This window comes from Pseudomonas rossensis (assembly GCF_039888995.1).
In the GTDB taxonomy this organism is placed as follows: domain Bacteria; phylum Pseudomonadota; class Gammaproteobacteria; order Pseudomonadales; family Pseudomonadaceae; genus Aquipseudomonas; species Aquipseudomonas rossensis.
In genome coordinates, this window is sequence record NZ_JBBWCB010000144.1 from 1 (window position 1) to 13246 (window position 13246).

General features: G+C 58.9%; 12 protein-coding genes. 6 read left to right on the forward strand and 6 right to left on the reverse strand.

Translation table 11 applies throughout. The features are described from left to right. Positions 1-1673: amidohydrolase (locus tag WLY71_RS25780; RefSeq protein ID WP_347805790.1), on the forward strand; the 1673-nt coding region annotated here is incomplete at its 5' end. 124 nt (positions 1674-1797) lie between these two features. Here the strand turns inward: WLY71_RS25780 and WLY71_RS25785 are convergent. Next, positions 1798-2769: a zeta toxin family protein gene (locus tag WLY71_RS25785; RefSeq protein ID WP_347805791.1), complete on the reverse strand. Its 972-nt coding sequence runs from the start codon at positions 2767-2769 to the stop codon at positions 1798-1800. Positions 2770-3205: 436 nt separating this feature from the next. On the opposite strand from WLY71_RS25785, the gene WLY71_RS25790 reads away from it, so the two are divergent. The 3 genes from WLY71_RS25790 to WLY71_RS25800 all read left to right on the forward strand — a co-directional run bounded on the left by WLY71_RS25790 (position 3206) and on the right by WLY71_RS25800 (position 6410). Then, positions 3206-4069 (forward strand): LysR family transcriptional regulator, encoded by an 864-nt coding sequence (locus WLY71_RS25790; protein ID WP_149629418.1) that lies wholly within the window; start codon positions 3206-3208, stop codon positions 4067-4069. Positions 4070-4176: 107 nt separating this feature from the next. Further along, positions 4177-5322 (forward strand): SRPBCC family protein, encoded by a 1146-nt coding sequence (locus WLY71_RS25795; RefSeq protein WP_347805792.1) that lies wholly within the window; start codon positions 4177-4179, stop codon positions 5320-5322. Beyond that, positions 5319-6410, forward strand: coding sequence for an SMP-30/gluconolactonase/LRE family protein (locus WLY71_RS25800; protein ID WP_347805793.1), 1092 nt, complete (start codon positions 5319-5321; stop codon positions 6408-6410). Before WLY71_RS25795 ends, WLY71_RS25800 begins: the two co-directional genes overlap by 4 nt. A gap of 11 nt (positions 6411-6421) precedes the next feature. Here the strand turns inward: WLY71_RS25800 and WLY71_RS25805 are convergent, their stop codons facing one another. Together WLY71_RS25805 and WLY71_RS25810 are read right to left on the reverse strand one after the other, a co-directional pair. Further along, on the reverse strand, positions 6422-6682 hold the full coding sequence (locus tag WLY71_RS25805) for a hypothetical protein (RefSeq protein WP_347805794.1): 261 nt from the start codon (positions 6680-6682) through the stop codon (positions 6422-6424). Between the two features lie 109 nt (positions 6683-6791). Then, on the reverse strand, positions 6792-7034 hold the full coding sequence (locus WLY71_RS25810) for a DUF465 domain-containing protein (protein ID WP_033061630.1): 243 nt from the start codon (positions 7032-7034) through the stop codon (positions 6792-6794). A gap of 216 nt (positions 7035-7250) precedes the next feature. On the opposite strand from WLY71_RS25810, the gene WLY71_RS25815 reads away from it, so the two are divergent. Next, positions 7251-7772, forward strand: coding sequence for a DUF4142 domain-containing protein (locus WLY71_RS25815; RefSeq protein ID WP_347805795.1), 522 nt, complete (start codon positions 7251-7253; stop codon positions 7770-7772). A gap of 51 nt (positions 7773-7823) precedes the next feature. On the opposite strand, the gene WLY71_RS25820 is transcribed toward WLY71_RS25815, so the two are convergent. Further along, positions 7824-8012: a hypothetical protein gene (locus WLY71_RS25820; RefSeq protein ID WP_347805798.1), complete on the reverse strand. Its 189-nt coding sequence runs from the start codon at positions 8010-8012 to the stop codon at positions 7824-7826. Positions 8013-8187: 175 nt separating this feature from the next. Here WLY71_RS25820 and WLY71_RS25825 point away from each other — a divergent pair, with 175 nt between their 5' ends. Further along, positions 8188-10131: a response regulator gene (locus WLY71_RS25825; RefSeq protein ID WP_347805796.1), complete on the forward strand. Its 1944-nt coding sequence runs from the start codon at positions 8188-8190 to the stop codon at positions 10129-10131. Between the two features lie 84 nt (positions 10132-10215). Here WLY71_RS25825 and uvrA read toward each other — a convergent pair whose 3' ends face one another. After that, on the reverse strand, positions 10216-12846 hold the full coding sequence (gene uvrA, locus WLY71_RS25830) for an excinuclease ABC subunit UvrA (protein ID WP_347805797.1): 2631 nt from the start codon (positions 12844-12846) through the stop codon (positions 10216-10218). Positions 12847-12996: 150 nt separating this feature from the next. Further along, positions 12997-13246, reverse strand: a 250-nt coding sequence (locus WLY71_RS25835; RefSeq protein WP_489685677.1) for a response regulator, incomplete at its 5' end; no start/stop codon positions are given.

Below are 13246 nucleotides of genomic sequence, written 5' to 3' on the forward strand. Positions count from 1 at the left end.
GTCGCACGGTGATTCCCGGCCTTAACGACTCGCACCTGCACCTGATCCGTGGTGGCCTCAACTACAACCTCGAATTGCGCTGGGAAGGCGTCCCCTCACTGGTCGACGCGCTGCGCATGCTCAAGGATCAGGCGGACCGCACGCCCACGCCGCAATGGGTGCGGGTGGTCGGTGGCTGGAACGAGTTCCAGTTCGCCGAAAAACGCCTGCCGACGATTGATGAGCTGAACAAGGCCGCGCCAGACACCCCGGTATTCGTCCTGCACCTCTATGATCGCGCACTGCTCAACCGCGCCGCGTTGAAGGTGGTCGGGTACACCCGTGACACGCCGAACCCGCCGGGTGGCGAAATCCAGCGCGATACCAATGGCGACCCGACGGGCATGCTGATCGCCCGCCCCAACGCGATGATTCTCTACTCGACCCTGGCCAAGGGGCCGAAACTGCCGCTGGAATACCAGGTCAACTCCACCCGCCAATTCATGCGTGAACTCAATCGCCTGGGTGTCACCAGCGCCATCGATGCCGGCGGTGGTTATCAGAATTATCCGGACGATTATCAAGTCATCCAGCAACTGGCCAAAGACCAGCAACTCACGGTGCGCATTGCCTACAACCTGTTCACGCAGAAACCCAAGGAAGAGCTGACCGACTTCAGGAACTGGACCAACACCTCCCACTACGCTCAGGGCGACGATTTTCTACGGCATAACGGTGCCGGGGAAATGCTGGTGTTCTCGGCGGCCGACTTCGAAGACTTTCTCGAGCCCCGCCCCGACCTGCCGCAAACCATGGAGCAGGAACTGGAACCGGTGGTCCGCCATCTGGTGGAACAGCGCTGGCCGTTCCGTTTGCACGCCACGTACAACGAATCCATCAGCCGCATGCTCGACGTGTTCGAGAAGGTTGATCGCGACATTCCGTTCGACGGTTTGCCGTGGTTCTTCGACCACGCAGAAACCATCACCCCGCAGAACATCGAACGGGTAAAAGCCCTCGGCGGCGGCATCGCGATCCAGGACCGCATGGCATTCCAGGGCGAATACTTCGTCGACCGTTACGGCGCCAAGGCCGCCGAAGCCACGCCGCCCATCGCTCGTATGCTGGCCGAAGGCATTCCGGTCGGCGCCGGCACCGATGCCACGCGCGTGTCCAGCTACAACCCCTGGACTTCGCTGTACTGGCTGGTCAGCGGTCGCACCGTCGGTGGTCTGGCGCTGTACCCGCAAGGCTTGAGCCGCGATACCGCGCTGGAGCTCTTTACCCACGGCAGCGCTTGGTTTTCCTCCGAGCAAGGCAAAAAAGGCCAGATCAAGGTCGGGCAACTGGCCGACTTGATTGCGTTGTCGGCGGACTATTTCCACATCGAGGATGAAGCCGTCAAATGGATCGAATCGGTACTGACCATCGTTGACGGCAAGATCGTCTACGGCAGCGTCGAGTTTGAAAAACTCGGGCCGCCTCCCGTCCCGGTGGTGCCTGAGTGGTCGCCGGTCGCCAAAGTACCAGGCCATTGGAAACCCCTGGCGCCGCTGACGGCGCAGGTTCATCAATGCGTCGGGGCTTGCGCGGTGCATGCGCACAGTCACGAGAGAGCGAGACTGTCGTCCGCGCCGGTCAGTGACTTTCAAGGTTTTTGGGGGGCGTTTGGCTGTTCGTGTTTCGCCTTCTAGAAAAAACGCATAAAAAAGCCGGAACTCATTTGCAGTTCCGGCAATCACGTTCGACAGTTCAATCATCAACGAGTACGGCGCTCAACACGAACCGATTATTTTTATACGATGGCATTCCTGTGCATTAGCGAATGGCGTATTTAAGAATATAAGAATAAAGGTTGTTCACTGCCAACTCCGCATCCTTCCGATCCAGCTGAAGAGTACCCGCCAGAGCAGTGTGACATTCAAGCACCATCTTTTCACGACCATAACGGTGAAAGATCGCCCCATCGGCAATATCGGAAAATGCCTTGTACACCCCGAACAGCACAGCACCGGACTTATATTCAATACGCACCTGATTCATGGCCACCGGAACCGAAACACTTCCACTGTTGATCGACTGCGGCGTCAAATCCCCGACTTTTACGCACTGACTGCGGCAAATCATCCTGCTTCTTTTATCTGTACTAAAGTTACGTTCATACAACGTAATTTCCGAACCTTGCACCCTGGAACAGGCTTCTTCGAAGGCAGTCAACACCGCTTTGGCATTCGCCATGCCCGCGTCTATGTCCCGAAGCGAAACGAAGCGTTCCAGCTTATTCCCCTTCACGCTGTCCAGTGCCCGCGTGATGGTCGACACGTGCGCAAAATCTTTTTTGCTCGCGATGACATGAACCTCATATTCATAGAGACAAGCATGCTCACCCGTTTGAAAACCGGCAAACTCGCGGGTTTCAAGGCCCGCCTCCATGATGATGCTGTACTTGTCTTCAAGGGACTTCTCAAAGATCATCGCTCCCAGATCCCTGACAAACGCTTCGGTCTGCTTGTAGGCATACACCACGCCATGCTTCTCGATCTCGTCGTAGTGCGGATGACGGGTGCGATATTCAGGCTCGTACAGCGGGACGTAATTTGAATAGCGGGAAGTTTTGAGCAGCTCATTGAGCAAATGCGTTTTACCCGCCCCCTCCACGCCAACGACCACCAGCATCTTTGGCACAGATTCGTCGTCTGCACCTGGCATTCTGGACGCGAACAACTCTTCTTCCATTTCATGGAAAACTTTTTCTACATCCTGTTTCGTATAAGCATAATTATTCGACACTTTCTGAAATTCCTTTTCAGTTGAAATAAGTCCTTTAAATAATCCGGACTTCGATACAGCAAACGTTATTGACAATCGTCGAAGCCGTTCAAAAGACAACTCAAGCTAAATCCATTTTGTTACATCGGACAACCAAGAAGATCTTGCAAAACATTTCAGAAAAACGTCAACCCTAACTCCGGAAAAACCCCTACAGAGCAAGCAGCAATGGACTACCTAACACACATCATTAAGTATCGCGCTCAGCGAAACTTCATCGACCTATCAACGAACAACCCTATGCTCAACTTGACAGAATCACTTACAGAAACACCCTGTTTCTTATAAACCAATGACGCCATTTCAAACTCGAAGACTGCCACATGAGCCGGCCTACGAGGTATCCGTTGCCAGCCCCTGCTCTTACAATGCCTGCACCTCCGACACCGGCCGCCCCATGGACATCGATCTCGCCCGCACCTTTCTGGAAATCGTCCGCCACGGCAGCCTTGCCGCAGCTGCCGAAAAACTTCACGTTACCCAGACCGCTATCACGGCGCGGGTACAGAAACTCGAAAGCCAGCTAGGCAGTACGTTGTTCGTGCGCAACCGCGCCGGTGCGCGCCTGACACCTAACGGTGAAGCCTTCGTGGTCTACGCCAATCAACTGGTCGAAACCTGGGAAGCGGCGCGACGGGACTTGCCGTTGCCCGAGGGTTACCGCGACGTGTTGCACATCGGTGGCGAGGTCAGTCTGTGCAACCCGCTGATGCTCAGCTGGGCGGGCGCACTGCGCGAGAAGATTCCCAGCCATGCACTGCGCATGGAAATTCGTGACGGTGAAAACCTGCTGCGCCAACTGGAGCTGGGGGTTCTGGATGCGGCGCTGGTTTACCAGCCCGAGTATTGGCCACGCCTGCAAGTCGAACAGGTGCTGGAAGAAAAACTGGTCCTCATCCGTCTGGCCGCAAGACCCGATCCCTACGTGTACATCGACTGGGGCCCGGACTTCCGCCGTCAGCACGATGCGGCCCTGCCGGAAAAAGCCAAAGCTGCGTTGAGCTTCAACCTCGGCCCACTGGGCTTGCAGTACATTCTGGAAAACGGCGGCAGTGGCTACTTCCGCACCCGGGTGGTCCAGAGTTATCTGCAAAGCGGTGTGCTGGAGCAAGTGCCCAAAGCCCCGGAATTCAGCTACCCGACCTATCTGGTTTACTCCCGCGACCGCGACTCGGCGACCTTGCAACGAGCCTTCGACCTGCTGCGCGAAGTGATCAAATCCGACGATGACTGGTCGCAACGCTGGAACCCGCTGACCTGAATCCGGTTTGCACCGGACCATGGCATTTGTGACCTCACGGTTCGGCCCGCCTGAAACGCCGGGATCGTCTAATCTGCTGGAGATAACAATAACCACAGGTGATTGCAGTGAGGCAGACCACCGAAGCATTTCGCGCCCGTTACCGCGCTGCTATTCATCCGCTCTACAACCCATGGCTGCACGGCGCTTTTGTGCTGCTGTTCGGGTTGCTGGCCATCGGCGGATTCTGGAGCACCGTGCACCAGGTTCAGCCACTGGAATGGCTGGCGATGCCGTTGACGTTGTTGTTCTTCAACTTCGGCGTGTACATGGTCCATCGGCACTTGGGGCATCATAAAAAAAACTTCGCGCGAATGTTCTACGCACGCCATGCAGGCGACCATCACAGCTTTTTCGCCCCTGGCCACATGACCTACGACAGTGCCCGGGACTGGCGGGTGATTCTGTTTCCAGCCTGGCTGATCGTGTTGCACACGGTCGTCATCACCCTGCCCATCTGGTGGCTGCTTGAGCAGTTCGATGCCAACGTCGCCGGATTGTTCGGCGGCTGTCTGGTCCTCGGCTACCTGACCTATGAAGTATTCCATGCCTGCGAGCACCTGCCGCCGGAGAACCCCGTCACACGGTTGCCGTGGATCCGCCAGATGCGCCGCCTGCATGAACTGCATCACCGTCGTGAGCTGATGCAGGAACGCAATTTCAATATCGTTTTTCCGCTGATGGACTACCTGTTCGGCACCCTTTATTGGGAACCGGCACCGACGGACCTGCACCCGACGAGAACGACCATGACCCGCATGCAGCATCAGATCGATATTGCTGGAGACCCGATTGACGTGCTCGCCTATGCCAGCACCGTGACCCGTTGGCCGGAGTGGCATCCCTCGTCCCTGAAGGTGGATGGCCAGAGTGGTCCGCTGCATGCCGGGGGGCGGTTTGAGGAAGACATCAAGGCCGGCGGGCGTGAGGGACACTTGCGCTGGGAGGTTAACGAATACCTGCCAGGACGCCGCTGGAGTGCCTGGGCCCGTGGCGATCACGGGTTGTCTTTAGTGGTGACTTACGAGTGCGAGGCCCGGGGCGATGGCACACACTTTGTCCGCACCCTGGAGTATCAGTTCAGCGGCCTGGCGATGCGCATTGCCAATCGACTGCTGCTCAAGCGCCGCATCGATCGTGAGTCGGCGGCGTCGATGCTGGCATTGCGCGAGATGGCGCAAAAACAGTTAGCCCCGGCAGGAGTCAGCGCGTGAGTCGAACCGTCAAGTTTCGCCATCTGTTGTTGCTGATAATCGTCGCCATCGGCGCCTTTCTGCTGCTGATGCCGACCAAGGTTCAACCGGTGGCCTGGACACCGCCGCCGGCGCCCTCCCTCACCAGCGGCATCTACGCCGACAATCAGCGCCTCAAAGGCGTGGAGCGCGTCGGCGTCGCGGATATCGACGGACCGGAAGCGTTGCTGCTGGAGGAAGACGTCCTCATCACGGGTTTGCATGACGGCCGATTGATCCGTACCAGCCTCGACGGCAAGGTCACCAAGGTTCTGGCCGATACGGGCGGCAGACCCTTGGGCCTGGCCCGTCATCCCAACGGTCTGCTGGTGATTGCCGACGGGGTCAAGGGCTTGCTGTCACTGGATGCCCAGGGCCGATTGATTCCATTGACCATTGCGGCCAACGGCGTGCCCTTCGGTTTCACCGACGACGTGGCGATCGATAAATCCGGGCACTACGCCTATTTCAGTGATGCCTCCAGTCGCTTTGGCTACGGCAGTGACGGCGAAGCGATCATCGAGCACGGCGGCGATGGCCGCTTGCTGCGTTATGACTTCCAGACCGGAAAGACCGCGGTCCTGCTGGATAAGCTGGAATTCGCCAACGGCGTGACGCTGGGACCGGACGATGCCTTTGTGTTGGTCAACGAAACGGGCGCCTATCGCATCAGTCGTTACTGGTTGAGCGGGCCGAAAGCTGGCACCCGTGATCTATTCATCGACAACTTGCCAGGCTTGCCGGACAACCTCGCGTTCAATGGTCGCGACCGCTTCTGGGTAGCGCTTTATGCACCGCGCAACGCATTGCTCGATGCCACCGCACCGCATCCCTTCGTGCGCAAGATGATCGTGCGAGCCATGACTTTCCTGCCGAAACCGGTGGAGAAGCGCGCCTTTGCGCTGGGGCTGGATCTGGACGGTAAAGTGATCGCCAACTTGCAGGACGGTAGCCGCGACAACTACTCGCCGATCACTACCGTTCGCGAGTATGGGGATTGGTTGTATTTCGGGTCGTTAAAGGCGAAAAACATGGTGCGATTGCCGTTGAACAAGGCATTGCAACAGTAAACGTGCCTGACTCAACGCGGATCCACCTCACCATCGCGCACCGCGTTATCCGTTTCTTCAAGCACCCTTTCCGGGTCCATGGCGATGGAGTCATCCTCGTCCATCGGGATGGCACCTTCGTTCTTCGGCAGTTCGTCGATGCCCGGCTCATCTTCGGGATTGAGGGTGGTGCGTCCTGGACTCAGGGGTTCGGGATGTGTCGGGATGGGGTCGTAGCTACCCTGTTCTTCGCTGGGGAACTTTTCTTTGCCGGGGATGAGTGGTTCGGTCATGAGGCACCTCGCATGGAGCCGTAATTCGGACTCTGAACATTCGAGGCGCCGGTATTTATCGCCGTTCCAATTTTTCAGTCACCGATCGTCGGTGACCAGATAGGTCGCTTCAGGACGGCGTCTGGAGCCGATCAACGATCTTTTGCTTAACCTCCACGCGCTTCGCCTTGAGTTTCTTCAGTGCGTCATCGCTGGGCGCATCCGATTGGGCGGTTTCAGCCTTGACCACCTCGGCGTCCGCCTGCGAATACTTGTTGATCAGTGAATCCAGTAACGGATCCTTGGTGCGTTTTTGCTGGATATCTTCCTTTGAAAGTTTGAGATCCTGATAAAGGTCGTGTGGCACCGGCATGGAACACCTCCGTTTGTTGATCGGAGGTAAACGCGATCAATGGCGTTCACCAACTATCAGAATGGCCTCGGTTAGCCGGTTCTGTCGACCGCCTATCAGACCAGCGGTGCCCGTTCGTCGCCCTGCCGCAAACGCGATAAAACCTTTGCCACTCGTCGGCCTCCACAGATTAACGATCACTCGATCGCCCATGAAAACCTGTGTGGAGAATAACCAATGGACGGATTTACCCTGCGCCACCTCACGTTGGCCGTTGCCTTGAGTACCAGCATGGGCACGGCTTTCGCTGCCACTTCCAATGACTTCGTCGACAGCGCGGCCGCGAGCAATATCGCGGAAATCGAAACGAGCCGACTGGCCCTGGAAAAAAGTTCATCGGCGGACATCAAGAAATTCGCCAACATGATGATCACCGACCATTCCAAAGCCAACGATGAACTGACGGCGCTGGCGAAAAAAAATGACATCGAGGTGCCGGACAACACCACGCTGGTCAAGCAGGCGAAAGAGAAAATCCTCGACATGCGCGATGAATCTTTCGATGCGGCGTACGCCAACAATCAGGTGAAGGCTCACGAAGACACCATCGAGCTGTTCAAGAAGGAAGCCAACACCGTGACGGACGACAAAGTCAAAGGCGCCACGGACCTGAAAGGTTTCGCGCAAAAAATGTTGCCGGCGCTGGAGAAACATCTGGATATGGCGAAAAAACTCCAGGCTGCTCATCCGGACAAATAGCCCTCCCACAAAAAGGCCGCACCGTTTGATGCGGCCGTTTTCAATGCCTGCCTAGCCGCCATCGGTGTCGATGTCGGCATCGGTGTCATCCCCGGGTTTGGGCCGGTCGGGATTCGGCTTGAAACCCGGGCTGAACTCATTGTCGTTATCGGTGTGGAGTTGCTTCTGGTCGACCGCTTTGTCTGCGCTTTCCGGTTCGGCGGTTTTTGCGTCTTCCTCAAGACCAATGTCATCTTTCATAAGTACCTCATTCGTCACTGCACGTGCGCGGCTGAAACAGTCGCGCTTTGTAGATTCGAAGCCTCCACGGGGACAGGGTTCCATCGCAAGGGTAATTCAAGGTCAAAAGCTGCAACCCTTTGACTATGCTCAAGTGACGGAAACTGACTGATCATCTCACCCCTGGAGCCCGTCGATGAAGCGTGACATCCGTTTGCTGATCGTCGACGACAACGTCGCCACGCGCTACGCGCTGCGCCGGCGCCTGGAACGCCACGGCTATGAAGTGCTCGAAGCCGGCACCGGCACCGAGGGCCTGGAGCTGATCGGCAGCGTGGCGATCGACGCGCTGATCCTCGACGTCAATCTGCCGGACATGAGCGGCTTCGACATCGTGCGCAAACTGCGCGCCGAACCCGCCACTGCCCTGCTACCGGTGATTCACGTCTCGGCGGCCTCGATCCAGACCGGCGACATCATTACCGGCCTGGACGCGGGTGCCGATGCCTACCTGATCCACCCGGTGGATCCGGATGTGCTGCTCGCGACCTTGCGCACTTTGCTGCGGGTGCGTGAAACCGAAAATGCCCTGCGCGAAAGCGAGGCGCGGTTTCGGGAAATCTTTGTCAATGTATCGGCGCCCATCGCGGTGCTGGATGCCGAGTTGAAGGTGCATGAATGCAACCATGCCTTCGCGCAGCTGATTCAGGACAACCTCAACCCGGACACCCTGCGCGAGTGCTTTGCCGAGGATCAGGACGTCGGCATCGAGGAACTGCGTCTGCGTCTGGCCTATGGCGAGCGTTGGAAAGGCACCCTGAGCATGCGGGTCCACGGCGAGACTCGTGAAACCGAGTGGCAGATTTCGCCGTACCGCACGCCGGAACTGAGCCTGGTGTTTGTCGAGGATGTCACTGAACACCGTCACCGCGAACGCTCGCACCTGGCCCGGCTTGACGACGCCACCACCCAGTTGGCCAAAGAAGTCGCCGAGCGAGCGCGAACCGAAGCTCAGCTGCTGCAAGTGCAGAAAATGGATGCACTGGGCAAGCTGACCGGGGGCATCGCCCACGACTTCAATAACTTGCTGACCGGCATCATCACCAGCCTGGAACTGATCCAGAAACGTATCGCTGCCTCACGCACCGACAAGGTTCAGTTTTACGCCGAAGCCGCGTTGAACTCGGCAATGAGTGCCGCTTCCCTGACCCATCGCCTGCTCGCCTTCGCGCGCCAACAGCCCCTCGATACCCGGCCCGTGGACATCAACGAACACGTGCGTTCCCTTGAAGAATTGCTGGTGCGCACCATCGGCGAACGCATCGCGCTGAAACTCGAATTGACCTCTAAAGCCGCCATCGCTCTGGTCGACCCCATTCAGCTCGAAAGCGCGATGCTCAATCTGGTGATCAACGCTCGCGATGCCTTGCCCCAGGGCGGCAACATTTGGGTCAGCACCTATGCCGCCTATTCCCATGGCGACCCCAATCTGGCCGATGGTGCGTATGTCGCGTTGTCTGTGCGCGATGACGGTACCGGTATCGAACACAGCGTGATTAACAAGGTGTTCGACCCGTTTTTCACCACCAAGCCGCTGGGCCAGGGCACCGGGCTAGGATTGTCGACCCTCTACGGTTTCGCCCGGCAATCGGGTGGCGATGCACACATACGCAGCGTCGCCCGGCGCGGCACCGAAGTCACCATCATGCTACCGGCCAGCTCCGACCCCACCGCCTGCGAATCCGAGTCAGCCACCGTCGATCATCAGGGTGCCGGCGAACATGTGTTGATCGTCGAGGACACGCCGTCGGTGCGCATGTTCGTGGCCGAAGTGTTGGTGGATGCCGGTTACCGTTGCACGCAGGTGGGCGACATCGAAGGTGCCCTCGAGCGCCTGCAAAACGATGAGTCCATCGACCTGCTGCTGACGGACGTCGGACTGCCGCGCATGAGCGGCCGCGAGCTGGCCGATGTGGCACGGGGCTGGCGCGAAAAGCTGCCGATCCTGTTCATGACCGGCTATGCCGAAACCGCCATCAACCGTCAGGTGTTCCTCGGTCATGGCATGGAGATGCTGATCAAGCCGTTCCAGATCAACGAACTGCTGGGCAAGGTGCGGCGCACGCTCGACAGCGTTTAAGATCAAAAGATCGCAGCCTGCGGCAGCTCCTACAAAGGATCGGCGTACACCTGTAGGAGCTGCCGCAGGCTGCGATCTTTTGATTTACCCTAGGGTTCTGGCCAAAAAGGGTGCCGTCCGGCTCTTTTTGCTGTTGGCCACTTTTTGCGGCGTCCCACTGACGACAATCTTCCCGCCCTGATCCCCCGCCCCCGGGCCGATGTCGATCACCCAGTCACTCTGCGCCACCACGCGCATTTCATGTTCGACGACGATCACCGTATGCCCCGCCGTCACCAGCGTATTCAGTTGTTCGAGCAAGCGATCGACATCCCTTGGGTGCAAACCGGTGGTGGGCTCGTCGAGCACATACAGCGTGGCCCCACGTTGGTTGCGTTGCAGTTCGGTGGCCAGTTTGATCCGCTGGGCTTCACCGCCCGACAGCTCGGTCGCCGGCTGGCCGAGGCGCAGGTAACCCAGGCCGATATCGCGCAGCACCTCCAGCGAGCGGCGAATACCCGGTTGCTCGGCAAACACCGTGACCGCCTCGTCCACCGTCAGTTGCAACACCTGGGCGATGTTCAACCCTTTCCAGATGATTGCCAGCGTCTCGGGGTTGTAGCGCGCTCCGTGGCAGGTCGAGCACGGTGCATAGATGCTGGGCATGAACAGCAACTCGACGCTGACAAAGCCTTCACCTTCGCATGTCGGGCAACGGCCCTTAGCGACGTTGAAGGAAAACTGGCCCGCGTCGTAACCCTCGGCCTGCGCCTCCGGTATGGCTGCGTACAGTTTGCGTACGTTGTCGAACAGCCCGGTGTAGGTCGCCAGGTTCGAGCGCGGTGTGCGGCCGATGGGTTTCTGGTCGACTTGCACCAGGCGCTTGATCGATTCCAGTCCCGCCGAGACCTGACCGCCGCTGACTTGCGGTGCGTCGTCCTCAAGGCTCAACGCTTCGGGTTCGCTGTCACTTGCCGCGCGCCCGAGATGCGCGCCCACCAGTTCCAGCAACGCCTGACTGACCAGGCTCGATTTACCGGAACCGGAGACGCCGGTCACCGAGGTAAAACAGCCCAGCGGGAATTCGACGCTGAGGTTGTTCAGGTTATTGCGGGTGATGCCTTCCAGCCGTAGCCAATCGTTCGCCTTTCGGCTGGCTTGGGGCTGAGTGACCTGCTCGGCGAATAGATAAGCGCGCGTCTGCGAGTTCGTCACCTGCGCCAACCCTGGCGGCGGTCCACTGTACAGGACTTGGCCGCCGTGCTCGCCGGCCGCCGGGCCTACGTCGATCAACCAGTCGGCGCGGCGCATGGTTTCCAGGTCATGTTCGACTACGAACAAGGTGTTGCCAGCAGCCTTCAGGCGTTGCAGCGCTTCGAACAATGCTTCGCCATCCGCGGGGTGCAGACCGGCCGACGGTTCATCCAGCACGTAGATCACGCCGAACAACTGCGAACCCAATTGCGTCGCCAGGCGCAGACGCTGCAACTCGCCGGACGACAGCGTCGGCGTGCTGCGTTCCAGCGCCAGGTAACCCAGCCCCAGATCGGTCAACGTGCTGACCCGTTCCAGCAAGTCCTGAGCGATCCGCTGCGCGGCCAGGCGTTTCTCCACTGACAGGTTCGGTGTGTGGCGAACATCCGGCGCGTTGGCGTGACCACTGGCGCCGTGGGCCACTCGTTGCTCGCGGGCCTCGCGGGTCTGGTCGTGGGTCAATACTTCGCCCGCCGCCTCGGTCTGTTCGAGGTAGCTGTGAGCGGCGACTGGTTTCAAGACTTCGGCCACTTGCAGCAACGGCATCTGCGACAGTTCGCCGATGTCGTAACCGGCAAAGGTCACCGACAACGCCTCGCGCTTGAGCCGTTTGCCGTCGCACAACGGGCACGGGCTGCCGAGCATGAATTGCGCGACGCGCTTCTTCATCAGCGCGCTTTGGGAGTGGCTGAAGGTGTGCAGGATGTAGCGCCGGGCGCCGGTGAACGTGCCCTGGTAACTCGGCTCCATGTTGCGTGTGAGCGCGACTCTGGTTTCTTCGGGGGTGAGCCCGGCATACACCGGCACCGTGGGTGTTTCTTCGGTGAAGAGAATCCAGTCGCGCAGTTTTTTCGGCAGATCGCGCCAGGGTTTATCGACGTCGTAGCCCATCGTCACCAGGATGTCGCGCAGGTTCTGTCCCTGCCAGGCGGTGGGCCAGGAGGCGACCGCACGCTGGCGAATAGTCAGGCTCGGGTCCGGGACCATCAGGGCTTCGGTGACTTCATACACCCGCCCCAACCCATGACATTCGGGGCACGCACCCTGGGGCGTGTTGGGCGAAAAATCTTCCGCATAGAGCATCGGCTGCCCCGACGGATAACTGCCGGCCCGGGAGTACAGCATGCGGATCAGGCTCGACAACGTCGTCACGCTGCCCACCGAAGACCGCGTGCTCGGCGTACCTCGTTGTTGCTGGAGCGCCACCGCCGGCGGCAAGCCTTCGATGGAGTCGACGTCCGGCACCCCGACCTGATCGATCAGACGCCGTGCGTAAGGCGCCACGGATTCGAAATAGCGGCGTTGCGCTTCGGCGTAGAGGGTCGAGAACGCCAGCGACGATTTCCCCGAACCGGACACGCCGGTGAACACCACCAGGGCATCCCGGGGGATGTCGACATCGACGTTTTTGAGATTGTGTTCCCGGGCGCCGCGCACCCTGACCATGCCGGAGGGGGGGTTGGAGGTGCGCTTGGATGTCATGAGCGGCCTTAAAGGAATGATGTGGATGAACGCGATACAAATGTAGGAGCTGCCGCAGGCTGCGATCTTTTGATCTTGATCCTGGCAATGTCAAGACCGCCATAAGATCAAAAGATCGCAGCCTGCGGCAGCTCCTACAGGGGTCTGTTCTCAGCCGTTTAGCACGGTGCGGACCATTTGGGTCAGCGCCTCGGGGCCATAAGGTTTGCTCAGCAAATAAGTATCAGGGCTGAGTTGGTGATTGCGCGAAATAATGTCACGGGTGTTGCCCGAGGTGAACAGCACAGCCAGCGGCGGCGTCTGCATCTTGGCCCAGGCGGCCAGGTCCGAACTTTTAATCAGACCAGGCATGACCACGTCGGTGAAAATCAGGTCCACCACGGCGCCATCCAGTAACATC

What these genes read in the sequence shown, in the direction of transcription:
- WLY71_RS25820 (WP_347805798.1), bottom strand. Translation starts at nt 8,012, where the DNA reads ATGAAAGATGACATTGGTCTTGAGGAAGACGCAAAAACCGCCGAACCG.
- WLY71_RS25805 (WP_347805794.1), bottom strand. Translation starts at nt 6,682, where the DNA reads ATGACCGAACCACTCATCCCCGGCAAAGAAAAGTTCCCCAGCGAAGAA.
- WLY71_RS25790 (WP_149629418.1), top strand. Translation starts at nt 3,206, where the DNA reads ATGGACATCGATCTCGCCCGCACCTTTCTGGAAATCGTCCGCCACGGC.
- WLY71_RS25810 (WP_033061630.1), bottom strand. Translation starts at nt 7,034, where the DNA reads ATGCCGGTGCCACACGACCTTTATCAGGATCTCAAACTTTCAAAGGAA.
- WLY71_RS25815 (WP_347805795.1), top strand. Translation starts at nt 7,251, where the DNA reads ATGGACGGATTTACCCTGCGCCACCTCACGTTGGCCGTTGCCTTGAGT.
- uvrA (WP_347805797.1), bottom strand. Translation starts at nt 12,846, where the DNA reads ATGACATCCAAGCGCACCTCCAACCCCCCCTCCGGCATGGTCAGGGTG.
- WLY71_RS25825 (WP_347805796.1), top strand. Translation starts at nt 8,188, where the DNA reads ATGAAGCGTGACATCCGTTTGCTGATCGTCGACGACAACGTCGCCACG.